This is a genomic window from Acidobacteriota bacterium (assembly GCA_030949985.1).
Lineage (GTDB): Bacteria > Acidobacteriota > Polarisedimenticolia > J045 > J045 > JALTMS01.
Genome location: JAUZRX010000021.1, coordinates 85,118 through 109,030, shown reverse-complemented (window position 1 = coordinate 109,030; position 23,913 = coordinate 85,118). Strand labels below are relative to the sequence as shown.

Genomic DNA, 23,913 nt, shown 5'->3' with positions numbered 1-23,913 from the left:
CACTGTGGTGCCAGCCAGAGATCCGCCCGACACGACCCGTCCTCCTGCAGGAGCGCTGGCGCGCCTGGGGGAGGAGCTTGCCACCCGGCACTACGGTCTGTGGGTGCGGCGGGAGGTGCTGGATTGGGCGCGTCGCTTCATCCGTACTGGAGCCATCCGCCCGCGCCGGCGGGTGGAACAGGCGGCGGTGCAGCTCTTCGTGGAAGGAGTCGCCCGGCGGGAGGGGCCGGATGCCGCGGCCGCGGCGGCCTGGGCGTTGGTCTTTTTCTGCCGCCACGTGCTCGCCTGCCGCGGGCCCTGGCTCGACGCCCTGCTCGAGGCGCACCCGTCTCTTCGCTGGCCCCGTTCGCTCTCCCGGGCCGAGGTGCGGCACTGGTTGGCCCGCCTCGACGACCGTCTGCAACTGGTCGCTCTGCTGATCTACGGCTCGGGGCTGACCCTGGGGGAATGCCTGACCCTGCGCCTGCGCGACCTGGACCCAGCGTCCGCCCGGCTCCGCATCGCCGACGGTCGACGACGGCAGCGTGTCACCTGGATCGCCTTCCGCGCCGGGCGGCCGCTCGGGCGACAGATCGCACGGGTGCGACGCCGTCACCTGGAAGAGCGCCGCCGTGGAGGCGGCTGGGTGCTGGTTGCCGACCCGGGCGACGCGAGGCCGCGCAAGACCCGGCGGTTGGAGTGGCAGTTCCTCTTTCCCGCCGAGTCCCCCCCATTGCCTGCTGGTGTGGTCGATTGTCGACGTGGCTTGCCCGGCCATCGAGGGCGGGTGGAAGCCCGGTTGCGGGAGGGGGCCCGGCGGGCCGGCCTGGGGGGCGCGGTGGGAGCGCCCAGTCTGCGCCACGCCTTCAGCGCGCACCTGTTGGAAGACGGCGTGGAGCCGGAGCACCTGCGGGCGTTGCTCGGGCTGGGAAGGCTCCGCCTGCCCGAAAAAGTCCTGGCCCGCATCCGCTCGCCCCTCGACGCCCTGTGACGGCGCCCGCAGCCCGTCTGCCGCGGCCAGGGAACGGGTGGCTCGTGCAGCGTGGAACGACCGCCGCCCCGGTGAGTGATAGGATCCCGGCCGGGCCGGGTCGTCCGCGTTTCCGCGGACACCGTCCATGCCGTCCCGTGGAGGCGCAGGGATGTGGAGTCGAGGCGCACGCGCCGGGCCGCTCAGCGACGCCTGGTTGCTTGTGGGGCCCACAGGTTCGGGCAAGTCGCCGACTGGAGAGCTGCTGGCCCGGAGGACTGGGCGCTTCCACTTGGACTTCGGCCATCACCTGCGGGAGATCGCCGCCGGTCGCCGGGTCGTGGACCTCAGCCCCGAGGAAGAGGCTTTCGTTCGGCGGCTGTTGGCCGCCAGGTCCCTGTTTCCCGACGCGGATTTCCCCCTCGCTGCGCGCATCGTCGAGGGGATCCTCGCGCGGCGGGCCGGGGATCGAAAGGTGATTCTCAATGGCATACCGCGACACGTGGCCCAGGCCCGGAGGATCGGCGGCCTGCTGGAAATCAGTCGCGTGATCGTGCTCCATTGCCCGGCAGAAGTCGCCGCAGGCCGTGTGGCCCGCCGTCGTCGGGGATCGAGCGAGGACCATGCCGGGCGTGACGATGACGCTCCGGAAGATGTTCGGGAGAAGCTGCGCCTCTACGAAGCCGAGACGCGGCCCCTGGTGCAATGGTACCGGCGGCGCGGGGTACGGGTCCTGTCTCTTCCCGTCACGCTTACGACCACGGCCGAAGACCTGGTCGCCGGCCTTGGCCTGTCGGACCCGGACGGCAGGGGCTGAGCCTGCGGGTCGGGACGGCGTGGAAGGTGTGCCCCGGGGCGGCAACACCGGGTGGGGCGCGGTGGGCGTTCAGCGCGCACCGGCGGTGACTTCTCCGGGGAGGGGAAACCAGCGCAGGCGCTCCAGGTTCTCTTCGAGGGCCGGGGGGGGGAGCGTGCGCGGCCCTTGCCGGCGACGTTCCGCGAAGATCTCGCGGGCCTGTTCGAGGTAGCGTTGAAGGCAACTCTCGGGCTGGCCGACATGCATCGTCGGGTACTCCAGTTTGCCCCGCTCGTAACTCAGATCCGTCAGGCCGAGGCCCGGCTTGTCGCGCCAGTGTCGGTGCTGCCAGAGACCCGTGTCCGAAGAGAACTCGTAGTCGTCAAGCAACAGGTAGCCGCCTTCCGCCACCAGGTGCACGGCATCGAGGATGTAGCAGAAGGCCTCTTCCGAGATGAAATAATTGAAATTGACTCTCACCCATCCGGGCTTGATGCCTTCGCAGCCGGCGCGGATCACTTCTTGAAAACGCATCGAGCGCTGGATGTCGATACCCAGCAGGCGGTGGCCGTATGGCCCGGCGCAGGAACAGCCGCCACGGGCTTGGATGCCGAAGAGATCGTTGAGCAAGGCGACGACGAAGTTGTGGTGCAGGAAGCGTTCGCCGTGTCGGATCAGGAAGGAGACGATCGACAGCCGCTGGGAATCGTGGTTACCGAGAATCTGGATCTTGGGGTTGCGGCTCCAGGACTCGATGGCACGCCGGACGAAACCCGCTTCCAGTTCTTCGATCAGGTCCGTACCGACGGCCTGCTTGAGCTGGAAGACCAGGCCGGCTCGAATCGATTCGATGATCGCCGGTGTGCCCCCTTCTTCACGATGCGCGGGGTCGGAAACGTAGTCGTGCTGGAGACTGCTGACATAGGAAACCGTGCCCCCCCCGGGATCACTGGGCACGGCGTTCTTCAGCAAGGCTTTCTTGACCACCAGCACACCGGGAGTTCCGGGTCCGCCGATGAACTTGTGGGGCGAGATGAAGATCGCGTCCTTGTAGGCCAGTTCACCTCCCGCGCCGTCGTGCCGCGGGTTCATTTCGATTTGCACGTAGGGCGCCGCGGCGGCGAAATCCCAGAACGCCAGCGCACCATAGCGGTGGAGAAGGATGGAAATGCCCCGAGTGTCGGAGACGATGCCCGTGACGTTCGACGCCGCCGAGAAGCTTCCGATGAGCAGCGCACGGTGCTGGTAGCTCTGCAATTCACGCTCGAGGTGCTGCTGGTCGATGCGACCGTCGGCGTCTTCGTCGATCACCACCACGTCGGCGATAGTTTCTCTCCAGGGCAGCTCGTTGGAGTGATGCTCGTAGGGGCCGATGAAGACCACCGGCCGTTCATCGGCCGGAATCCGCCGGGACAGGCCATAGCGCGCGTCCAGCTCCGCGGGAATGCGCAGGTTGAGAACACCGATCAACTTATTGATGGCTCCCGTCGCTCCCGAGCCGCAGAAAATGACCACGTCGTCGTCACCGGCGCCCACGCTCTCGGCGATGATGGCGCGGGCCTGTTCCCGGAAACGGCTGGTTTGGCGTCCCGTGGTGGACGTCTCGCTGTGGGTGTTGGCGTAGAGGGGCAGGACCTCTCCGGCGATGAAGTCTTCGATGAAAGACAGCGAGCGGCCGGAGGCCGTGTAATCGGCATAGGTCACGCGGCGCAGGCCGTAGGGGCCATCGAGGGCGCGGTCCTCCCCGATGATGGAATCACGAATCCTTTCGATCAGGCGTCGCTGAGCCGCGTTCATGGGCCGATGTGTCCTCCTCGGCGTAGGGGGCCAACCATAGCGCACAGCCGGGGACGGCGGCCAGCCGTCCCCGGTCGAACTTGCCCGCCGCGGTTCGGACCGGGGTTACGGCTCTCGGCCGCCCTTGGCTTCGAGCTTCCAGCAGGGATCCTCGAGGGGGCGCAGCACGACCCTGCTGACGGGAAGATTCCCGCGGTCCGAGTGCAAGCCGCGGAGATAGCGCGTGGCTCTCTCGCGCCCGAGCAAGCGACGGGCGTCGTCCTCGTTCAGGCGCTGGCCCTCGATGATGAATGGAATCCTCAGCGTGCAGCCTCGACTCCATTTCGAACAGCCCCAGGCCTCCTTGCCGGCGATGACGTAGCCCGGGTCGGGATCGGCCCGCTCGAAGCAGGCAGGGCAGACCCGCCACTTTCCGAAGGCCGGCGGGGGCGCTCCCTCCGGAAGGGAAGGGGCGGGCTCGTCTTCGACGGGCTTGAAATCGAAGGTCAGCAGGCGCTTGGCTTCGAGATCCAGCACCAGCGCCGCTCGAAAGGGCTTGCCGTCCCGCTTGCGGAACCCGTACAACCGTGGCGTGCGCCCCGCCGTGAGCAGCGCCCGCACCTCGTCGGCTCCCAGGCGCCGGCCGGCGATCCTGGCTGGAAGTTCGAAGTCGTCTCCCGGGCAGCGCCAGGCTCCCGAGAGCCAGCTCACCGCCTCGCCGCAGCGCGGGCAGGCGCCGACCGATCCGGCGGCGGAACGCGCATCCCGCGCCGCCACCACGACCCGCCTGCCGTTCCACTCCAGCCGGCCGGTGAACCGGGTTCCGTCTCGACGTTCGAAGCCTTCGAGAAGAGTCGAGTGGCCTTTCTCGAGCAGTTCCCGGACGCTTGATTCGGGAATACGGCGTCCGCTGGTTTCGGCGAAGACCACGAAGGGGCAGTCGCGGCCCGTATCGCAGGAGTAGACCCGGCCCCGCTGCCGGACGGGTTCGCCGCAGGCCGGGCAATCACCGAGGGCCTCGGAACCGGGAAAGAAGAAGCGGATTTCCCCCTTCTCGTCGATTTCGAGCCCGGCCTGGAATTCCTTGCCGGCCCGTGAGCGAAAACCCTTGACCGGTGGGCAGCGCCTTGCGCTCAGCAGGGCGCGCGCCATCCGGTCGGAAATCTCGCGCCGGGCGATGGAGCGGGGAATCGAGAGGTTGCAGGCCGAACAGCGCCAGCCCCGGGCACCGGCCAGCACTTCCCCTTCGCAGCAGGGGCATTTTCCGAAAGGCTCTCCCTCGGCGGCTTCCGGCCGCGAAAGTGTGGCGAGGCCCGCGTCGGAGATCTCGGCGGAAGCGATGGCCTCGACGACCCGGCGGGTCAGCGTGCGGATCGCTTTCATGAACTCCTCGCGGTCGTGACGCCCTTCGGCGATGGCCACCAGCTGGGCTTCCCAGGCGCCGGTCAGCCGTGCCGAGCGCAGCTCGTCCACCGGCAGGCATTCGATCAGGGCCCGGCCCTCTTCGCTGGGCACCAGGCTGCCGGCCTCGCGGCGTACGTAGTTGCGGCGCAAGAGAGTCTCGATGATCGCCGCCCGGGTGGCCGGGGTGCCCAGGCCGTTCCGTTTCATGGCCCGCTTGAGTTCCTGCTCTTCGAGTCCTTCGCCGGCCCGTTCCATGGCTCCCAGCAAGGTGGCCTCGGTGTAGCGCCGCGGCGGTTTGGTACGGCCTTCGCGGATCTCGTGCGCGGCTTGCCGGGCCTGCATACCCGGCTCCAGGGCGGGCAGGATCACCTCCCGTTCCTTCTTGGTCGAGCGAGGCGGGTCGATGGCTCTCCATCCTGGAGCCAGGCAACTGCGCCCCCGGGCGATGAAGTGGTCGTCACCGATGGAGGTTCGGGCCGCCATGACGGAAAACAGCGCGTCCGGCAGGAAGACCGCGAGAAAGCGGCGGGCCACCAGATCGAAGAGTTTCTTCTCGTCCGGGTCGAGACCCGCACGGCGGGGATCGCTGCCCGTAGGGATGATGGCGTGGTGGTCGGAGACCTCGGCGTCATCGATCACGCGTTTGCCCAGTTTCGGTGGCCAGGTTTCGATGATTTCCCCCGCCGTCTTCTCGTAGGGGCCGAATCCCAGGCTCCTGATCCTTCCGGGCAGGGTGTCGACCAGGTCGCTGCCCAGGTGCCGCGCGTCGGTCCGGGGATAGGTGATGACTTTCTTTCTTTCGTAGAGCGACTGGGCCAGGTCGAGGGTCTTCTGGGCCGACAGGCCGAAGCGGGCGTTGGCTTCCTTCTGCAGGGCGGTCAGGTCGTAGAGCAGGGGGGGCTTTTCCTTGACCCGGCGGCCGTCGGCCCGGGTGACGATTCCATCGCGACCCTCGATGCGGGAGCAGATCGCCTCCGCCGCCTGTTTGCTGTCCAGGCGATCCGCCTGATCCCCCTTGACTCCCGGCCGGGTCCAGGTGGCCAGAAAGGATCCGTCTTCGACGGCGAAGCGCACCCGGACCTGCCAGAAGGTCTGTGGCTCGAAGTTCTCGATTTCCTGTTCACGCCGGCAGATCAGGGCCAGGGTCGGTGTCTGCACCCGCCCCAGGGAGAGCAGCCGGGAGTCGGAGCCACGGCGGGCCCGGAGGGTCATGGCGCGGGTCGCGTTGAGGCCCACCAGCCAGTCGGCTTCGCTGCGACAGCGGGCCGCGGCTTCGAGAGCGGTGAAGTCGCTGCCATCCCGCAGGCGGTCAAAGCCTTCCCGGATCGCCTGGTCGGTCATCGAGGAGATCCACAACCGCCGCACCGGCGCTTTGCAGCCCGAGGCCTGGCGGGCGTAGGCGAAGATCAGTTCGCCCTCCCGGCCCGCATCGCAGGCGTTGATCACCTCTTCGAGGTGGGGGTCGGTGAGCAGGGCACGCAGGGCGCGCCACTGGTCTTTCGAGTCTTCGCGGGGAGAGAGCCGGAACGAGGAGACCAGGATCGGCAGGTTCTCGAGCCGCCAGGAGCGCCAGCGCTCGTCATAGGCCGCCGGCGGCGCCAGCTCGAGCAAGTGCCCCAGGCACCAGGAGATCCGTGTCGCACCCTTGCCGATGAAGCCGTCACCTCGGCCGGAAATCCCCAGCACCCGGGCGATGTCCCGGGCGACGCTCGGTTTTTCGGTGACTATGAGGCGAAAACCGGCCACGTGAATCTCCGCCCGGCGGACGGTGCCCCGGGTGACGACTGGATGATACGCGACCGTCCGCGGCGTCTCACTCTCCTCGCAAGGCCCCGTTCCGGACCGGGGAGGCACCGCGCTTTGGTTTTGAGCGCAGTTCGTCCGATAATCGGCAAACTCCCCGGAACGAGAGGGTCACCACGAGAGGATTCGATCATGGAATACAGACGGCTGGGTAGGTCGGGCCTGCAGGTGTCGGCCCTGTCTTTCGGCGCCTGGGTCACCGTCGGTCAACAGATCGACGAGAGCGCCGCCCAGGAGTGCATGGCCGCGGCTTTCGAGGCGGGAGTCAACTTCTTCGACAATGCCGAGGTCTACGCCGATGGCCAGGCGGAGATCGTCATGGGCCGCATTCTGCGCAAGATGGGCTGGAAACGTTCCGACCTGGTGCTGTCGACGAAAATTTTCTGGGGGGGCGGCGGGCCCAACGACAGGGGCCTTTCCCGCAAGCATATCGTCGAAGGAGTCGACGCCGCCCTCGAGAGGCTGGGGGTGCGCTACGTGGACCTGGTCTTCTGCCATCGGCCCGACCTGCACACGCCGATCGAGGAGACCGTGCGGGCCATGGATCACGTCGTTCGCCAGGGAAAGGCTTTCTACTGGGGCACCAGCGAGTGGAGCGCGGCGCAGATCATGGAGGCGTGGGCCATCGCCCGCCGCGAGCGGCTCGAGCCTCCCACCATGGAACAACCCCAATACAACATGCTTCATCGTGAGCGGGTCGAGGCGGAATACCTGGCGCTCTACGATTCCATCGGCCTGGGGACGACGATTTGGTCCCCCCTGGCCAGTGGCCTGCTCACGGGCAAGTACAACGATGGCTGCCCCGAGGGCACGCGGGCGTCCCTCCCCGGCTACGAATGGCTCCGCGAACGGCTCGTCGGACCGGGGGCCGAGGCCTCCATCGCCAAGGTGCGGGCCCTGGCTCCCGTGGCGGAAGAGCTGGGATGCTCCCTCGCCCAACTGGCGCTGGCCTGGTGCCTGGCCAACCCTCACGTGAGTACCGTGATCACCGGCGCCTCTCGTCCCTCCCAGGTCACCGAGAACATGGCCGCCCTGCCTGTCGCCGCACGGCTGACGCCGGAGATCATGGCTCGGATCGACGAGATCCTGGGCAATCGTCCCGATCCACCCACCGACTGGCGCGCCTGAGGCGGACGATGCCTCGCCAATCCGGAGGAAATGAATGATGACCGGCTCCCGCCTGTTCGTTCGTGTCGTGACCCCACTCCTGCTCATCACCTTGGCCGCCAGCGGGTGCCGAAAGGAGGACCTTTTGCCTGCTCCCCCCCAGACCCGGATCGAAGAAGTGGTCGAGGAGATCCACGGGGTCCGTGTCGTCGATCCCTACCGTTGGCTCGAGGATCAGCAATCTCCCGAGACCCGCGCCTGGATCGAGGCGCAAAATGCCTACACCGACTCCTTGCTCGGTGATCTCCCCGGTCGCGATCAGCTCTTGCAGAGGCTCACACCGCTGATGCAGACCGACAGCGCAGGGGTTCCGATCCAGCGGGCCGGGCGCTACTTCTTCCTGCGCCGGGCCAAAGATCAGGACCTGTACGTGATCTACATGCGGGTGGGTGTCACCGGTGAAGACCAGGTGCTGATCGACCCGCATCCCTGGACCGAAGACAACACCCGTTCGGTCGACCTGGTCGACGTCAGCGACGACGGCAGGCTGATGCTCTACGCCGTACGTCAAGGCGGTCAGGACGAGGTGGAGTATCGCGTCTTCGACGTGGATCGGCGGGAAGATCTGCCGGACGTGATGCCGCGCTCGCGCTACTTCAGCGCGGAGTTCACGCCTGACGGAAAGGGCTTCTACTATGCCCGCTACACGCAAGAGGGGACCACGGTCTACTACCACGCCCTGGGCGACGATCCGGCGCGGGACACGGCCCTCTTCGGGGAGGGTTTCGGTCCCGGGGAACTGATCGTTCCCGCGCTTTCCGATGATGGCGCCTTTCTCTTCGTTCACGTGCTCCACGGCTCGGCGGGGCCGACCGAGATTCACATCAAGGATTTGCGACACGGCGGGCCTTTCCGCGTAGCCGTTGCCGGCCAGCCCTCACGGAGTTTCGGACAGATCGTCGAGGGCAAGCTGGTGGTGCAGACGGATTGGCAGGCGCCCTCGGGTCGGGTGATGGTGGTCGACGCCCGTGATCCGGGCCAGGAGAAGTGGCGGGAGATCATCCCCGAGCGCGAGAACGCCGTGATTCGCTCGATGGCTCTCGTCGGTGGGCGGCTGTTCGTCAACTACCTCGAAAACGTGGTCACGCGCCTGCGCTCATTCGACCTCGAGGGACGAGAGCTGGAAGAGATTCGTTTCGACGAGTTGGGTACGGTGAGCAACCTTCAGGGGCGCTGGAAGGATGCCGAGGCCTTTTTCTCCTTCCAATCCTTCCACATTCCCAGCACGATCTACCGCTACGACGTGAGCCGTGGAGAGCGCAGCACCTGGTTCCGGGCCGACCTGCCGGTAGATCCCGATCAGTACCGGGTCGAGCAGCTCTGGTTCGAGTCGAAGGACGGTACCCGGGTGCCGCTCTTTCTCGTCGGACGCAAGGGCCTGGAGGGGGATGGGCCGCGCCCCCTTCTGCTCAACGGCTACGGGGGGTTCGACGTCAGCAAGCTGCCGCGTTTTTCCCCTGTCATCATTCCGTGGCTCGACGACGGAGGTCTCTACGCGGTGGCGAATATTCGCGGAGGAGGCGAGTTCGGCGAGCCGTGGCATCGTGCCGGCATGCTCGAGAACAAGCAGAACACCTTCGATGATTTCATCGCCGCGGCCGAGTTTCTGATTCGGCGGGGGTATACGGATTCCGACCGGTTGGCGATATCCGGTGGCAGCAACGGCGGATTGCTGGTGGGTGCGGTGATGACCCAGAGGCCGGAGCTGGTACGTGCGGTGATCTGCGCCTACCCGTTGCTCGACATGGTGCGCTATCACAAGTTTCTCGTTGCGCGCTTCTGGGTGCCCGAGTACGGCTCCGCCGACGACCCCGAAATGTTCAAGACGATCTACGCCTACTCGCCCTACCATCATGTCCGCCCGGGTACCGAGTACCCGGCGCTGCTGATGATCACCGGTGACGGTGACACCCGGGTCGCGCCCCTCCACGGCCGGAAGATGGTGGCGGCGGTCCAGGCGGCGAATGCGTCGAACCGGCCGATCTTACTGCGCTACCACACCAAGGCGGGTCATGCCGGCGGCACACCGGTCTCCGAGCAGATCGAGGACGCGGTCGACACCTACAGTTTCCTGGCCTGGCAACTGGCTGGTCGTTGATCGAGTCCCGCCCGTCGCCAGGACTCGGTCAACGGGGCCGCTAGTCGATGAAGCGGATCCAGCCGTATGGGTCTTCGAGGCGGCCGTACTGGATGCCCGTCAGGCGATCGTAGAGCTTCTGGGCCATTTCGCCCACGCCTCCGTCGCCGATGACGATTTCTTCGTCCTCGTAGAGCAGCGATCCGATGGCCGTGACGACCGCCGCGGTGCCCACGGCGAAGACCTCGTTCAGCGAGCCGTCCGCCGCCCGCTCCTTGATTTCACCGATGGAGATCGGGCGCTCTTCCGTCTTGAGGCCGAAATCGGGCGCGAGGCGAAGGATCGAGTCCCGGGTCACGCCGGGCAGAATGCTGCCCGTCAGGGGGGATGTGGCCAGGGTGTCGCCAAAGCGGCAGAAGACGTTCATGCCCCCCAGTTCCTCGATGTAGCGCCCCTCCCTGGCGTCCAGGTAGAGCACCTGGGAGCAGCCCTTCCGCCGGGCGATCTCTCCGGCCAACAGGCTCGCGGCGTAATTGCCCGAGGTCTTGGCAAAGCCGATGCCGCCGACCGCCGCCCGGACATACTCGGTGGTGACGTGGATCTTGATCGGTTTGAAGCCCGTGGGGAAGTAGGGCCCGACGGGACCGACGATGACATAGAAAAGGTATTCGGAGGAAGCCTTGACCCCCAGCGCCGCTTCGGTGCCGATCATGGTGGGGCGGACGTAGAGGGCGCCCCGGCCGTCTCGCGGAATCCAATCGCGCTCGAGGCTGACCAGTTTCTCGACGGCCCCGAGGAAGAAGTCGGGATCGACGGTGGGCATACAGAGTCGTCGGGCCGAGTTGTTGAAGCGCTCGGCGTTTTTCTCCGGCCGGAAAAGGGCGATCCGGCCGTCCTCCCAGGCGTAGGCCTTGAGGCCCTCGAAGACTTCCTGGGCGTAGTGCAACACGTTCGCCGCAGGGTCGAGTTTCAGGGGGCCGTAGGGGATGATCTCGGCATTTTCCCAAGGCCCCGGATCCTTCCAGCGGGCGATGAACATCCTGTCCGAGAAGGTGCGTCCGAAGCCGGGATCCTTCGTTTTTTCCGCAAGGGTCTCTTTCGGGGTCAGCCCGGCGTCCCGGATCTTGATTTCCATGGAAAGCTCCTGGGAATGGCGGCGGGAACGCCTCATCTTCCCGTAAGATCGGTCCCGTCGCAACATGGACGCCCATCCATCGAGGACCGGGATGATCGATCGCCTGAGGGGCTGCTTGAAGCCGGCGAGGGGAGCCGCGTTCTCCAGGGGGGGGCGACTCCTGCCCGCCGCGGTGCTGGTGCCCGTGGTCTGCCGCGAGTCCGGCGCCGGATTGCTTCTGACCCTGCGCACCTCGCATCTCGCGCAGCATCCCGGGCAGGTCAGCTTTCCCGGGGGCAGGCGCGAAGATGGCGAGTCGGACCCCGTGGTCACCGCCCTGCGGGAAGCCCGGGAGGAGATCGGCCTGGATCCGGCGCGGGTCGAGGTGGCCGGCGTTCTACCGACCTACGATACCGTGACGGGCTTCTCCGTGGTGCCCGTGGTCGGCCTGCTCCGGCCTCCGCTCGACCTGCGCCCCGATCCCCGGGAGGTGGCCGGGATTTTCGAAGTCGCCCTGGAGACGGTGCTCGACCCGGCCTGCTACAGCCGGCAGGCTACTCGATACCAGGGTGAGGAACGCACCTTCTGGGTTCTCGAGCATGACGAGCAGCACATCTGGGGCGTGACCGCGGGCATTCTCCACGGCCTGTGCGAGCGGCTGGGAGGGCGCTCGGGCGGCATGGCGTGACCGCCCCCGCTGCCGGATTCTACGGCGCCTTTTCGGCGGACTCCGTCGGCGTGATCGGCATCGTGAAGGGCCTCGAGACGTGGTCGTGATGGATGTACCACCGCCCTTCGTGCTTGCCCAGAACCGAGGTGAGCCGGCCGCTCAGGGTCCGCTGGGCGCCACCGCTTTCCACCGTCATCGTCCACAGGCAGTAGATCGCCGCCAGGTGCCGGTCGAGCTTGTTGTGAACATCGCTGAACTCGATGGCGATCACCTTGTTGTGGGCGAAGAAGGTCTCCCAGCCCTGGCGGATGGTGTCCTTGCCGGTCATCTCGCCGGCCACGAAGTAGCCCGTGGGGGCGGGCTCGTCTTCGTACAGGGCCATGATCGCTTCGACATCCGCGGCCTTCAGGGCGGTGGCGATCTGGTCGAGTACGCCGGTGACGGCCGCGAGATCCGCCGCGGGATCACCCGGCTCCGGGCAGCCCGGAAGGAAGAGCAGCGCCAAGAGCGCCGCGCAGACCGTGAGAATGGGCCTGGCGTTCATCGTCACACCTCCTTCGGTGTCGATCCTGGAAGATCGGGAGACCACCATACAGCAGCTCGAGGCCGAACTGGAAGCCTGGCTCGAGGCCCCCGTTTTCAGTGAATTTCGTAGTCCGCGATGATCGGGCGGTGATCGCTGGCGACGCGGGACTCGCGCAGGCGGCAGCGCCGGGCCGAGAGGAGCTTGAGGCGGCCCCGGGAATAGAGCCGATCGAGCCCGCCTCGAGGGGCGAAGGAGGGGTAGGTCTTGATCGAACGTCCTGTGCTGAGTTGGGTGTCGAAGTGGAAGCCCAGGGCCTGGGTCAGCACCGGCTTGAGCAACGAGCGCCAGTCGTTGAAATCGCCCCCGATCAGGCAGGGCGTGTCCGTGGTCAGCGAAGCCAACTCGCGGGAGCGCAGCAGCAAGCCGATCTGGAGTTCCCGCTCCCGGGCGGAGAGGCCGAGGTGGAGGTTGAACACCTCCAGCACGTTGTCGCTCCGGGATCCGCCCCCCAGCCACAGCGTCGTATGCTGGCAACCGCGACGCTTGCGCGAGCCGATGGTCAGGTCGATGTTGCGTTCCCGGGTGATGGGAAAGCGGCTCAGCGTGGCGTTACCGTAACGTCCCTTGCGCAGGCTGACGTTGTGGCCCACGGCAAAGTGAGGATAGCCGAGCTGGATCGCCAGTTCGCACGCCAAGTCCAGTTGCTTCGAACGCGGCACCCCCTGGTCGACCTCTTGCAACAGGACCAGGTCGGCGTCGTGGTGGGAGAGGATGCGGACGATGCGCTCCGGCCGGAATCTCCGGTCGATGCCGATGGCGCGGTGGATGTTGTAGGTCACGACTCTCAGGCGCATGAGATTCCCGGCTATCCATCATGGAGCCCGCTTCACCGGCGGACCGGCCCGTCCGGATGGAACGGTCCGGCGGCCGCCTATTTTCAGGACCCGGACTCCCGCCACGCAAGGCCCCCGGACGATCGGCGCGACCGGCATGATCGGAGCCGCCCGTGACCGGGGACCCGGGTCCGCAAGGCTGCGCTGCAAGAACGGCCGCGAGGCCGGCAAAGGGTTTTACCAGCGACCCAGGATGTGGAAGTCGGCCCGCGTTCCTTCAGCGGGTCCCACGTGCACAGTGGCGAAAGGGGGGCGGCAGCGCAGGCTGCTTCCTCCGGAGCCCATGGGGACGACCCGGTAGTCACCTTCGGGCAGCTTCTCGGCGCGGTAATAGAAGCGCTCGCCGATCTTCTCCGGGGCGACTCTCAGCTCTACGCGGAGCAGGTCGTCGGGTCCCTGAAAGACGACTTCCCTGACCAAGGCGGCCTTGCCCTCGAGCGCTCCGGCCACCGTGCCGCCGGGAAGACGGCCGAGATCGAGGGGCGGCTGGACCGGCCCCCGAGGCGCGACGACGGCGGGGATCTCGGGAGGAACAGCGGCGGAGGGTGCGGGGGGCGGATCCACGGGGCTGGGGAGAGCGTCCGGCGTCGGCGCAGGCGAGGGCGCGGCGCGGGGAGCCGCCGGCAGCGCGGGTTCGGGAGGCGTCGGGGGGCGCGTGGGCTGGGCCGGAGACGGCGGCCGGTCCCGGAGCGTTCGCCACGGGACGCGCAATCGAAGCTGCCGGACGCCACCCTCCGGGAAGACCGCCAGCGCCTTGCCGGGCTCCTCGGCGATCAGGGTGGCCGCGGCGCGATCGAGGGCGAAGGACTCCAGCGGGGCCAGGGAGCCGGGAGAGAGGAAAACCACCGAGGGCGGGCTTTCCACCAGGGCCACGGGCGGTCCTTCCCCGGCGGGCAGGGCGAGTTTGACGACCTGGCCCGGCAGGGTGATCTCGGCCCGCAGGGGCAGGGAGCCCCGCTGGCGAGGATCCCCGGTGTTCACCGCCATGACGCGACGACCGGTGGCCACCACCAGGCGGGGGCTGTCCTCGCGGCTGGCGAAGGCGGTGATCCGATTCCCGAAGGGGAGGATATCTCGCGAGAGAAAGGTGCCGAGGGAGTACGAGCGCAGGTCCTTTCCGACGGCCACCAGCAGGGCGCCTCCCCCGGGAGCCGGCCCCAGGGCGGCCGGTCGTGCCGGCAGAGGGCGGTGGATCCAGCGCTCCTTTCCGCCGAGGTCGAGCAGGCCAAGTTCGAAGCCTCTCCTGCGTTCCCGTGGCGCGACGGCGGTTCCGGCCACCAGGTGAAGGTCCGTGGGGACGAAGCGCAGCGGGATCTTCAAGAAGGGGGTGGTCGACACGGTCGAACCCCGCCTCTCGTAGGCTTGCACCTCGCCGCCCCTGGGTCCGGGCAGCCCCAGCACCAGCAGGTCATCGTCGCAGGCCATGGACACGGCTGCCGGTCGGGGCTGGAGGAGCGTGCGGCGGGAGGGTAGCAGCAGCACGCGACCGGCCTCGAGAAGGAGCGTCGGACCGCCCGCGCCCCGGCACGCGATCGCGGAAACCCCGTCTGCCTGTTCGGAGGCAGGGACGGGAATGCCGGCACACAGCAGTGCGGTGGCCAGGAAAAGGCTTGCTTGCCGGGCGGGTCGCTTCACGGCCCGTCTTCCCAGATGCCGACCTGGAACAAGCCCTTGGAGTTCGCCGCCCCCCTGTACATGCCCGGGGTGTTGAACTCGAGGGCCAGGGTGCCGTCCCGGCCCACCGCGATCACTCCTCCCACGCCGGGCTCGAGCACGTCGTGGATCATCCTTCGCGCGGCCTGCTGCACGTCCATGCCTGCCAGGCTCATCAGGGCCGAAATCGAGTGCGCCACGCTGTGACGGATGAATGCCTCACCCACTCCCGTGCAGGAAACCGCGCAGGAGCGGTCGTCGGCGTAGGTGCCGGCGCCGATCAGCGGCACGTCACCGACGCGGCCGAAGCGTTTGCCGGTCAGTCCACCGGTGGAAGTGCCCGCCGCCAGGTGGCCGCGGCGGTCGAGGGCCACCACCCCGACCGTGCTCCTTTCCTCGTTCGCCGGGCCATGGTGACGGGACCGCTCGAGGAATTCGAGCCACTGCCGGCGGCGCCTTTCCGTGTCGAAGAAGGCGGGATCCACGCGCTCGACGCCTGTCTCGTCGGCAAAGGCCTCGGCTCCTTCTCCCACCAGGAGGATGTGACGCGTGCGCTCCATCACCCGGCGGGCCAGGGTGATCGGGTGGCGAACGGTGCGCAGAGCCGCCACGGCGCCGCAGGCCAGGTCCTCGCCTCGCATCAGAGCGGCATCGAGTTCGTGGCGGCCGTCATGGGTGTAGACCGCTCCGCGGCCCGCGTTGAACAGGGGATCGTCTTCCAGTCGGCGAATCACGGTCTCTACCACGTCCAGGCTGGCGGCACCTTCGGCGAGCATGCGCCGCCCGGTCTCCAGGGCGTTGGACAGGCTCCGGCGGTAGGCCTGCTGGAGATCTTGAGGACTGTCTCGCGGGATGGCTCCCGCGCCGCCGTGAATGGCCAGGGCCCAGGTCCCGGGAGGCTCGGGCTCCGGGCTCGGGGCGGGAGCGCAGGCCCCGGCGAGGACGAGCGCGGCAACCAGGAGGGTCATCGACGACAGCCAGCGGGCAGCGGCCATGTTGCGACTCCCGAAAGGGCCCCCGCCCGCTCCGGCCTGGTGGTTCGAACTAGCGGGGTTCCTCTTCCGCTTTCGCGGCGATCTCGTCGAAATAGGCCAGGCGTTCATCGGCCTCTTCGACGTCCAGCTTTTCGATGGCGAAACCGGCGTGAACGATGACGTACTCGCCGATCCGGGGACATTCGACCAGGGAGAGGTTGACCGCCTGGCGCACTTCACCCAGGGCGGCGACTCCGCGTTCACCGTCGACTTCGATCAGGCGCATCGGTACGGCAAGGCACATCGGCAACACTCCGGCTTGATGCCCGTCGGGTGCGACGAGTATACCCCGGGGCACGAAAGAACCCCGCGCCAGGGCCACGAAGTGGCGCCGGCGCGGGGCGCTTTCGGCGGGGTTCGGGGGTTCAGAGCCCGATGTAGAAAACCCTGCGGGTACGCCCGATCTCCTTGCCGTCACGCACCAGGCGCACCTCCACGGTCCAGTCGCCGTAGAGGTTGTGGCGGGTGATCCAGGTTCCGCTGACGGGGAGCATCACGGAGGTGAACGTGCTCATCCGCAGTTCCTGCGGATCGAGGCTGAAACCGCCGTCACCGATGTGGGGTCCGAACAGGCCGAAGGGCATCGGCCTGACGACCTTCACGGGAACGGGGGAGAGATCCGGCCGCTCGACCATGCCGCCTGGCGCGGCGTTCGGGTCCACCGGGGTCGTCATGGTCTGGTAGAGGCTGCCGTCAGGCAGAATGAAGCGCGTGACCACGTCCAGGCCGTCAGAGCCGAGACTCCGGCGGTCCATCACCGTGACCACCCAGACCGCCAGGGTCTGGTGGGCGTGGAAGGGGCCGTTCCAGCCGGGGTGCAGACTCACCCCCTCGCCGGCCGCTACTTTCGCGGGGTCGATGTCGGTGACCAGCACGCCGGTCAGGGGGGCGGCATCGGCCGGAGACGCGGCCATCAGTGAAGCGCGGGGCGTCCGCCGCAGCATGCTGCGGCCGGGAAGTTCCGCCAGGGCCAGCGGCGCCGCCAGGGCCAGGAGGGCGATCAGGGCGCTGCAGCGCGCCATGCGGGGGGTGGTCGTTGTCGGCATCTTCATGGATCCCTCCCTCAGTCCAGGTTGACGCGGTAGAACGCGCCGCTGGAAGTACCCACGACAAGGCCTTGCTGGGTACCGTCGTTGTAGTCGAAACTGGGATCTCCCACGGTCTTGCCCGTTTCCACGAGGAAGGTGCGGACCGTGTTACCGTTGGAAGCGTCGAGTTCGTAGAGGTAGCCGTCCGTGGAGCCCACGTAGGCCAAAGTGTTGGAAGTGCCACCGACCCAGCGCAGAACCAGGGGTCGGGAGGGGCCGCCGAGGCTGATCGACCAGTAGCTCGAGTCCTTGAAGCGTCCATCGCCGCCGATCTGGATCCCGTGCACGGTCGTGTCGGTGGTCCATAGCACCCAGTTCTCGTAGAAGCCGTTGGGCTGACGAGCGCCGGTACTGACGGCGATACCCTTGACGGGGCCGTCCCCGGTGGTCGTGGTCAAGGTATCGAGCTGCCGGAGGGAGGATCCGTCACGCACCGTTGCGCTGTAGAGATAGAGCTCGCCGAGAGTGTTGCCGAAGATGATGAAACGATCCGTGTTGCGTCGGACCATGGCGGGTCGGGCGTCGATGTCGCCGATGCCGGTGATCGTTCCGTAAGGCGGCGAGTCGAAGGCGGGTCCGGACTTGACTTCCAGGGCGACCACCGATTCTCCACCGTCTGATCGGACGGGTACGAAGACGATGTTGTTGGCCGTGTCGCGGTAGATCACCAGCGGTGATGCGTTGGCGATGCCCAGCCCATCGACCCCACCATCGTAACTGTCGTGGAGCGTGGCCAGGTCGTGGGAGTAGAGCAGGACCTTGTTGTCGGTGGCGCCGCAGCGGGTGACGACGATCACCGCGTCGTCATCGTTGTTGGCATTGGAGTCGAAGGCGTCCACCATGATCACCGGCCCGGCCTGGAGAATGCCGCTGGTGCAGCCGGCATCCGTGACCGCGTCGGCGCTTCCTTCGAAGGTGGCGGTTCCGTCGTCGAGGGCGTAGCGGTAGACCCGCCCGTCCTGGGCGGTGAGGAACGCGGTCAGGTCCATCGCCGGGCCGGCGTCCAGATCGCCGACCATCGGGCGATCCTGGACCGCTCCTCCGACGAGGGGAGACGACCACGACCCGCGGATGCCGTCACTGGCCCTGAAGCGGTGCAGCAGTTGATCGTTGCCGATACCCACCACGTGCTGCAGGGGGACCACGCCGACGGGAGCCAGGCTGGACGCGCTGGTGGTGAAGGCCCACTTGACCTCCGCCGCGGAGCGAGGGTGACCGACGGTCTCGGTACCGCTGGCGTAGTTGCGGGCGGTGTCGAAAGCAAAAGCCGAGAAGTAATAGGCCAGGTCGTTGGTGACCGTGTTGTCGGTGCATTCGAGGGCTGACGAGGTGGTCACGCAGGCCACGACGCTGGCGCCTACGGCGTCGCCGACCCCGTAGGTCGTGCCGTCCACCGGCGAGTCCGGTACAGGTGATCCTTCGTGGCGCAGGACCAGCGTGCCGGCGTAGTCGCTATCACCGGGCGTCGCCCACTCCAGCGCCACCTGCATGTCACCGGAGGCCGTGGTGAGCTTGGTGACGGCGTCGGGTGGCGTGGTGTCGACAGCGGGTGTCGTCCGCTCGCCGCCTCCCGGGTCGACCACAAGGCGGTCGCCGCCGGGGTGGAAGGAGCCGGCCAGGATCCAGGAACTCCCGACCAGCAGGACGCAGCAGAGTGCGAGTTTCTTTTTCATGGTTTTGTTCCCCTTCCCCAACTTGTTGGAAACAGGCCTCGTTGCGCACAGCACAGGGGGCTTTGGGGGCCGGGCCCGCGCCCGAGGTCCAGTGCCCGGAAAGATACGCTGATGGCGTCAAGTTGTAAGAAAAAAAGTCATGATTCCGGGTACAATCCGACAGATCTTGAAATTTATCGTATCCGTGTGATCCTGTTCGAAGCCTGTTGCTGGAAGGCGCTTGCATCCGCGGAAGAGGGCCCCCCGGCTTCTCAGATTGAGAAGCACCCCGCTCCTGGCACTCGCAGATTGAGAAGATTCAGCTCCGGCCGCTTCCCGGGATCTTTCTATCCTGTTGAAAGAGATGAGTTTGTCATTTCGGTGAGTCTTGGCATCCCGATTGCTTCTAGGGAGGGCAGGCAAGCAGGGCAAAGAGAGCACGCTAGAGCTTCTCGTTTCTCGGGCCGGGCGGAATCGTCCGGCCTTCCTGTTTTTTTCCCCAAGAATTTGCTTCCGCGAATTTGCTTCCGAGAGTCTTCTTCCGGGGGTCTTCTTCTGAGGATCTTCCGCCGACCTCCTACCCGGCTTTCCCGGGGCCTGCCCGTCGGTGTCGCCGGTTCTGGCATACGGGGCAGAAGAAGGTGCTTCGCTGCTGCTGGACGATTCTCCGGATCTTGCCGCGCCGACAGCGTCGGCAACCTTCGCCTTCACGGCCGTAGACTTCGAGCATCGCCTGGTAGTCCCCCTGCTCACCCCGGGCGTCCTGAAAGTCCGAGAAAGTCGTTCCGCACTTTTCGATCGCCGCGTCGAGGATCTCCCCGATGGCCCCGAAAAGGCGCTGGATCTCCGCCGCGGAGAGCCGGCCGGCCGCTCGGCGGGGGGCCAGGCCCGCCCGGTGGAGGATTTCGCAGGCATAGATGTTGCCCAGGCCCGCGAGGCGGTCCTGGCGTAGCAGCCAGACCTTGAGTTCCTGCCGGCTGCCTGCGAGAAGTCGCCGGAGGACCGGCGCGGTGAAGGCCGGCGAGAGTGGATCGATGCCCCCCGGCTCGGCCTCCTCGATGCGGCGCAGCCAGCGCAGGGTGCCGAATCGCCTGGGATCGATGAAGTCCACGACGCCGTCTTCGAGGACCAGGGTAGCCCGGAGATGAGGCCCCCGGTCGTCCCGCTTCGGCTTCCAGATCAGGCGCCCGGTCATTCGCAGGTGGCAGGCGAGAAAAGCCCGCCCCGGCGCTTTCTCGGGCTGTTTTCGCCCCACTTCGAAGAGCACTTGCTTGCCCACCCGCAGGACGCGGTGGATGCGGCTGCCGGGCAGGCGGGGTGCCCGGCCGGGTTTCAGGCGCGGATCGAACACCTGCAAACGCTTCAGGTGGCGTCCGGTGACCTGTGGCCTGAGCTGGCGGACCACTGTTTCCACCTCGGGAAGTTCGGGCATGACCGGGAGTCTCCGTAACGAACCGGGCCTCAGTCTGAGCAACCCCGCCCGGGCCGGCAAGGAAAAACGAAAAGCTCGAGGAAGCGTTGACCTTCCCGCCCCGGCTACCTAACTTGAAACTGGGGAGCTTGGAGTCTGGCGAAGATGATCTGTGACGGCCACCGGGCCGCATCTCGAAGCAAGACGGCCTCCGGGAAAAGCGCCGGGCCGCGGGAACGCGGTTTCACCCTGCTCGAGCTGCTGATGGTCACCGGGATCATCGGTGTCCTCAGCGCGATCGCCATTCCGTTGCTTCAGCGAGCCATCGTGCAGTCGGAATTGAAGGCCGTGGTCTCCGAGGGTCGGACGATCCACACCGCGTTCAAGAACTATTACCTGGACAGGAGCCAGTATCCCAGCACGGCGGGCGCCGATGCCTTCGAGCTGGACACCTTCGAACCCCTGCGCCGCAACCGCTACTACGTCGGCAACCTGGGGGCGCGGCTGCTTGGTGAGCAAGCCGATGCCTACGGGTCTCCCGACGACCAGGGGCAGAACCAGGAGTTCTGGCTCGAGATGACCTTGAGCAAGGACCAGAGCATTCGGTTCCTGATCTGCGACTCCGACAATGCTCCCTTGTCCGGAGGAACCTATCTCGACGGCGTCTTCGCCTACGAAAACGGTGTTCAGAAGAACCTCTGATCCCCCCCCGACGAGGTCCATCAAGTGAGCGTTCTGGCCCCTGAACCTGTTGAAGCCCCGCGAGAAGAGCAAGACGTCACCGGGGGGTCCCCGGCTCTCGACTCCGCCGCCTCGGAGGAGTTCACGGAAAGCGCGGAAACTGCCGCGGGCGAGGACGAGTCGACCCAGGCTGTCGAGCCTCCCCTCGACCCGCGCCGCGTGGCGGCCCTCGAGCCGTTTCTGGGAAAGCTCCAGCAGCTGCTGGCCGCGCACCGGGACCTCGAAACCCCCAGCCAGCTTCGCATCGGCGAAGACAGCCTGCACATCACCCGGTGGGAGCGCGAGACCTGCCTGCTCGTTCTCGAGAAGGGCGGGGCCGGAGAGCAGGGCTGGGTGTTGCGCGTGGCCGACGCGATTGCCGTGCAGGCCCGCTGCCTGGTGCTTGTGGACCAGTTGCGTCAGGTGGGGGCATCGGGGGCCACGGTTCCGCCCGGACTCCGGCGGGAGGTCGTGCTGACCGAGGCGGTGGGCAAGGCGGTGGGGCGCGAACTCCAGAAGGTCATCGACCGCATGGTGGTCTCGGGGGAGATGGCGCCGGCCAAGCGGCTCTCCCAGCTTCGGAATCGCCTCAAGAGCGTCACGGATGCCTTGCGGGATGTGCTCGATGACGACGAAAAGGCCGAAGCCGAGGAACTGGCCCAGGAGTTCCTCGCCGTGCCCGGTGACGCGATCCTCCCCGAGCCCAAGAAAAAACGCCGCCGCCGCCGTCCTCGAAGCGAGGCCTTCGGCTCCCAGGCGGTGATTCACTCGGCCCCGATCGGCGGCACGGTAGAGACGGGCAAGGTGCGCCTCTACACGGCCGTCCTGCTCACCCTGGCCGCGGCCTGGGCCGTGCTCGTGTTCTGGCCGATGATGCAGAAGCCCCGGATTGAACGCCTGGGCCTCGGCGATTTCCGCACCGTCACCGAGGTCCGCGAGATTCTGGTTCGGCCGCCGAGCCTCTTCGTGACCCTCGATGCCGCCCAGTGGGATCGTCTCGGCCCGGCTCAGCGTAACTTCGCCATCTCCGCCGCCTCGCGGGTGGCGGAATCGAAGGGCTACACGGGGGTGGTGTTCACCACCAGTGATGGACGCAGGGTGGCCGAGTGGTTGCGCGAGAAGGGGGTGACGATCTTCCCGCCGGGGCAGACCGACAGCTAGCCGTCCGTCGCCGGAGTCTTTTCGACGCCGGGGGCCTGGCCCGGCGAGCCTCGGCGTTCGCAAAGCCGGCTGCTTTCCTTATAATTCGCCGACTACCCGGGTTTTTCGGACCCGGGTCTCTGGAGCGCGGCCGGCCCGACGATGATTTCCGAGAAGATCCGTAATTTCAGCATCATTGCCCACATCGATCACGGGAAGACAACCCTGTCCGACCGGCTGCTCGAGCTGACCGGGGCCGTGGCCAAGCGAGACCTGGTCGAACAGGCCCTCGACTCGATGGACCTCGAACGAGAGCGTGGTATCACGATCAAGTCCCACGCCGTGACCCTGCCTTACCGGGCCCGGGACGGTCAGGAGTATCGGCTCAACCTGATCGACACCCCCGGTCACGTGGATTTCAGCTACGAGGTTTCCCGCTCCCTGGCGGCCTGCGAGGGAGCGCTTTTGATCGTCGATGCCGCCCAGGGGGTCGAGGCCCAGACGCTGGCCAACGCTTACCTGGCGGTGGAGAACGACCTGCAGATCGTGACCGTGGTCAACAAGATCGATCTGCCCTCCGCCGAACCCGACCGTGTGCTCGAACAGGTGGAGGAAATCATCGGTTTGCCGGCCGAAGAGGCTTTGCTGGCCTCGGCGAAAAGCGGCCAGGGTATCGAGGAGATCCTCGAGGCCATCGTCGAGCGCATGCCGGCTCCCCAGGGTGATCCCGAGGCGCCCCTCAAAGCGATGATCTTCGACTCCTGGTACGACAGCTACCGTGGGGCCTACATGCTGATCCGGGTGATCGACGGGACGATCACCCCCGGCCAGCGGATCCTGCTGATGGCGACCAGGGGCGAGTACCAGGTCGAAGCGTTGGGGATCTTCTCCCCCAAGCAGGAGTCCTGCGATGCCCTCTCCGTGGGTGAGGTGGGCTGGGTGGTCGCCGGCATCAAGCAGGTCCACGAGGTCAAGATCGGCGATACGATCACCGAGGCGCTTCGGCCGACCGCCGTGGCCTTTCCGGGGTTTCAGGAGATCAAGCCTCTCGTCTTCTCGGGGCTCTACCCCTCCGATCCCGCCGACTACACGACATTGCGCGACGCTCTCGACAAGCTGCGGCTCAACGACTCCTCTTTCGAGTTCGAGCCCGAAGTCTCCGACGCCCTGGGGTTCGGGTTCCGCTGCGGCTTCCTGGGGTTGCTGCACATGGAGATCATCCAGTCCCGGCTGGAAAGAGAGTTCGACCTGGACCTGGTGACCACCGCACCGGGGGTCCCCTACAAGGTCAAGCTCAAGAACGGCGAGTACCTGGAGATCCACTCGCCGGCCAAGTTGCCGCCGGTCCAGGAATACGAGTGGATCGAAGAGCCGTTCATCAAGGCCACGATTCTCACCCCCCAGGACTACGTTGGCCCGCTGCTGAAGCTGCTCGAGGAACGTCGCGGCGAGCAGCGTGAACTGCGCTACGTGGGGCCGGGCAGAGTGTTGCTGGAATACGAGTTGCCCCTTGCCGAAGTGGTCACAGACTTCTACGACCGCCTCAAGTCGGCCAGCCGGGGCTACGCGAGTTACGACTACGAGTTGATCGGTTGGCGTCGGTCGAACCTGGTCAAGCTGGATCTGCTGGTCAATGGACAGAGCGTCGATGCCCTCTCCGTGATCATGCATGCGGACGAGACCTATCGCCGGGGTCAGAAGTTGGCCTCCAAGCTCAAAGAGTTGATTCCCCGCCAGCAGTTCGAGGTGGCGATCCAGGCGGCGGTGGGTTCCCGGGTGATCTCCCGCACCAACGTCAAGGCCCTGCGCAAGAACGTTCTGGCCAAGTGTTACGGTGGTGACGTCAGCCGCAAGCGCAAACTCCTCGAAAAGCAGAAAGAAGGAAAGAAGCGCATGAAGCAGGTCGGCCAGGTCCATGTCCCCCAGGAGGCCTTCCTGGCGGTGCTGAAACTCGAAGACTGACGCCTCCCCTGCTGCGTCGCGGGGAATCCTCCGCGCCGGCCGGCGGTGGAGTTGCCGGGCGAAACGCCGCTTTTCGAC

Annotated in this window: 19 protein-coding genes; 8 read left to right on the top strand and 11 right to left on the bottom strand. The window is 66.9% G+C overall.

Annotated features, from left to right (window positions below; genetic code table 11):
• The first annotated feature begins 4 nt into the window (after positions 1-4).
• Entirely contained in the window at positions 5-970 is a 966-nt protein-coding gene (locus Q9Q40_05375; GenBank protein MDQ7006641.1) for a tyrosine-type recombinase/integrase, read from the top strand.
• Positions 971-1,121: 151 nt separating this feature from the next.
• Entirely contained in the window at positions 1,122-1,766 is a 645-nt protein-coding gene (locus Q9Q40_05370) for a nucleoside monophosphate kinase (protein ID MDQ7006640.1), read from the top strand.
• A 69-nt stretch (positions 1,767-1,835) separates the two neighbouring features.
• Here Q9Q40_05370 and Q9Q40_05365 read toward each other — a convergent pair whose 3' ends face one another.
• Both Q9Q40_05365 and Q9Q40_05360 read right to left on the bottom strand, forming a co-directional pair.
• Complete coding sequence (locus Q9Q40_05365) at positions 1,836-3,542, bottom strand: aminotransferase class V-fold PLP-dependent enzyme (GenBank protein MDQ7006639.1); 1,707 nt, start codon at positions 3,540-3,542, stop codon at positions 1,836-1,838.
• A 105-nt stretch (positions 3,543-3,647) separates the two neighbouring features.
• Positions 3,648-6,671 carry a DNA topoisomerase 3 gene (locus Q9Q40_05360; GenBank protein MDQ7006638.1) on the bottom strand — a complete coding sequence of 1,008 codons (3,024 nt, stop codon included), beginning with the start codon at positions 6,669-6,671 and terminating at the stop codon, positions 3,648-3,650.
• A 189-nt stretch (positions 6,672-6,860) separates the two neighbouring features.
• Here Q9Q40_05360 and Q9Q40_05355 point away from each other — a divergent pair, with 189 nt between their 5' ends.
• The gene (locus tag Q9Q40_05355; protein ID MDQ7006637.1) at positions 6,861-7,856 is read left to right on the top strand and encodes an aldo/keto reductase; all 996 of its coding nucleotides are present in this window, start codon (positions 6,861-6,863) and stop codon (positions 7,854-7,856) included.
• A 34-nt stretch (positions 7,857-7,890) separates the two neighbouring features.
• Entirely contained in the window at positions 7,891-9,993 is a 2,103-nt protein-coding gene (locus Q9Q40_05350; protein MDQ7006636.1) for a prolyl oligopeptidase family serine peptidase, read from the top strand.
• 40 nt (positions 9,994-10,033) lie between these two features.
• Here the strand turns inward: Q9Q40_05350 and Q9Q40_05345 are convergent, their stop codons facing one another.
• Entirely contained in the window at positions 10,034-11,107 is a 1,074-nt protein-coding gene (locus Q9Q40_05345; protein ID MDQ7006635.1) for a branched-chain amino acid aminotransferase, read from the bottom strand.
• 91 nt (positions 11,108-11,198) lie between these two features.
• Between Q9Q40_05345 and Q9Q40_05340 the strand changes: the two genes are divergently transcribed.
• A complete protein-coding gene (locus tag Q9Q40_05340) occupies positions 11,199-11,774 on the top strand; it encodes a CoA pyrophosphatase (GenBank protein MDQ7006634.1) in 576 nt (191 codons plus the stop codon).
• Between the two features lie 19 nt (positions 11,775-11,793).
• Here Q9Q40_05340 and Q9Q40_05335 read toward each other — a convergent pair whose 3' ends face one another.
• The 8 genes from Q9Q40_05335 to mutM all read right to left on the bottom strand — a co-directional run bounded on the left by Q9Q40_05335 (position 11,794) and on the right by mutM (position 20,034).
• On the bottom strand, positions 11,794-12,300 hold the full coding sequence (locus tag Q9Q40_05335) for a nuclear transport factor 2 family protein (protein ID MDQ7006633.1): 507 nt from the start codon (positions 12,298-12,300) through the stop codon (positions 11,794-11,796).
• Between the two features lie 95 nt (positions 12,301-12,395).
• On the bottom strand, positions 12,396-13,136 hold the full coding sequence (locus Q9Q40_05330; protein ID MDQ7006632.1) for an endonuclease/exonuclease/phosphatase family protein: 741 nt from the start codon (positions 13,134-13,136) through the stop codon (positions 12,396-12,398).
• Positions 13,137-13,352: 216 nt separating this feature from the next.
• Complete coding sequence (locus Q9Q40_05325; protein MDQ7006631.1) at positions 13,353-14,810, bottom strand: hypothetical protein; 1,458 nt, start codon at positions 14,808-14,810, stop codon at positions 13,353-13,355.
• Entirely contained in the window at positions 14,807-15,823 is a 1,017-nt protein-coding gene (locus Q9Q40_05320) for an isoaspartyl peptidase/L-asparaginase (GenBank protein MDQ7006630.1), read from the bottom strand. Before Q9Q40_05320 ends, Q9Q40_05325 begins: the two co-directional genes overlap by 4 nt.
• 49 nt (positions 15,824-15,872) lie before the next feature.
• Positions 15,873-16,106, bottom strand: a complete 234-nt coding sequence (locus tag Q9Q40_05315; protein MDQ7006629.1) for a HypC/HybG/HupF family hydrogenase formation chaperone — start codon at positions 16,104-16,106, stop codon at positions 15,873-15,875.
• A 121-nt stretch (positions 16,107-16,227) separates the two neighbouring features.
• Entirely contained in the window at positions 16,228-16,914 is a 687-nt protein-coding gene (locus Q9Q40_05310) for a hypothetical protein (protein MDQ7006628.1), read from the bottom strand.
• An 11-nt stretch (positions 16,915-16,925) separates the two neighbouring features.
• Entirely contained in the window at positions 16,926-18,623 is a 1,698-nt protein-coding gene (locus Q9Q40_05305) for a hypothetical protein (GenBank protein MDQ7006627.1), read from the bottom strand.
• A gap of 556 nt (positions 18,624-19,179) precedes the next feature.
• Positions 19,180-20,034, bottom strand: coding sequence for a bifunctional DNA-formamidopyrimidine glycosylase/DNA-(apurinic or apyrimidinic site) lyase (mutM, locus tag Q9Q40_05300; protein ID MDQ7006626.1), 855 nt, complete (start codon positions 20,032-20,034; stop codon positions 19,180-19,182).
• A 144-nt stretch (positions 20,035-20,178) separates the two neighbouring features.
• Here mutM and Q9Q40_05295 point away from each other — a divergent pair, with 144 nt between their 5' ends.
• The 3 genes from Q9Q40_05295 to lepA all read left to right on the top strand — a co-directional run bounded on the left by Q9Q40_05295 (position 20,179) and on the right by lepA (position 23,835).
• Positions 20,179-20,715 (top strand): type II secretion system protein, encoded by a 537-nt coding sequence (locus tag Q9Q40_05295; protein ID MDQ7006625.1) that lies wholly within the window; start codon positions 20,179-20,181, stop codon positions 20,713-20,715.
• A gap of 24 nt (positions 20,716-20,739) precedes the next feature.
• Positions 20,740-21,894, top strand: a complete 1,155-nt coding sequence (locus Q9Q40_05290) for a hypothetical protein (GenBank protein ID MDQ7006624.1) — start codon at positions 20,740-20,742, stop codon at positions 21,892-21,894.
• Positions 21,895-22,035: 141 nt separating this feature from the next.
• Complete coding sequence (gene lepA, locus Q9Q40_05285; protein ID MDQ7006623.1) at positions 22,036-23,835, top strand: translation elongation factor 4; 1,800 nt, start codon at positions 22,036-22,038, stop codon at positions 23,833-23,835.
• The last annotated feature ends 78 nt before the right edge of the window (positions 23,836-23,913 follow it).

Bases quoted from the DNA above. Each gene is read 5' to 3' on its own strand.
- Q9Q40_05370 (MDQ7006640.1), top strand. From the start codon at position 1,122: ATGTGGAGTCGAGGCGCACGCGCCGGGCCGCTCAGCGACGCCTGGTTG.
- Q9Q40_05365 (MDQ7006639.1), bottom strand. From the start codon at position 3,542: ATGAACGCGGCTCAGCGACGCCTGATCGAAAGGATTCGTGATTCCATC.
- Q9Q40_05355 (MDQ7006637.1), top strand. From the start codon at position 6,861: ATGGAATACAGACGGCTGGGTAGGTCGGGCCTGCAGGTGTCGGCCCTG.
- Q9Q40_05350 (MDQ7006636.1), top strand. From the start codon at position 7,891: ATGATGACCGGCTCCCGCCTGTTCGTTCGTGTCGTGACCCCACTCCTG.
- Q9Q40_05345 (MDQ7006635.1), bottom strand. From the start codon at position 11,107: ATGGAAATCAAGATCCGGGACGCCGGGCTGACCCCGAAAGAGACCCTT.
- Q9Q40_05340 (MDQ7006634.1), top strand. From the start codon at position 11,199: ATGATCGATCGCCTGAGGGGCTGCTTGAAGCCGGCGAGGGGAGCCGCG.
- Q9Q40_05335 (MDQ7006633.1), bottom strand. From the start codon at position 12,300: ATGAACGCCAGGCCCATTCTCACGGTCTGCGCGGCGCTCTTGGCGCTG.
- Q9Q40_05330 (MDQ7006632.1), bottom strand. From the start codon at position 13,136: ATGCGCCTGAGAGTCGTGACCTACAACATCCACCGCGCCATCGGCATC.
- Q9Q40_05320 (MDQ7006630.1), bottom strand. From the start codon at position 15,823: ATGGCCGCTGCCCGCTGGCTGTCGTCGATGACCCTCCTGGTTGCCGCG.
- Q9Q40_05315 (MDQ7006629.1), bottom strand. From the start codon at position 16,106: ATGTGCCTTGCCGTACCGATGCGCCTGATCGAAGTCGACGGTGAACGC.
- Q9Q40_05310 (MDQ7006628.1), bottom strand. From the start codon at position 16,914: ATGAAGATGCCGACAACGACCACCCCCCGCATGGCGCGCTGCAGCGCC.
- Q9Q40_05305 (MDQ7006627.1), bottom strand. From the start codon at position 18,623: ATGAAAAAGAAACTCGCACTCTGCTGCGTCCTGCTGGTCGGGAGTTCC.
- mutM (MDQ7006626.1), bottom strand. From the start codon at position 20,034: ATGCCCGAACTTCCCGAGGTGGAAACAGTGGTCCGCCAGCTCAGGCCA.
- Q9Q40_05295 (MDQ7006625.1), top strand. From the start codon at position 20,179: ATGATCTGTGACGGCCACCGGGCCGCATCTCGAAGCAAGACGGCCTCC.
- lepA (MDQ7006623.1), top strand. From the start codon at position 22,036: ATGATTTCCGAGAAGATCCGTAATTTCAGCATCATTGCCCACATCGAT.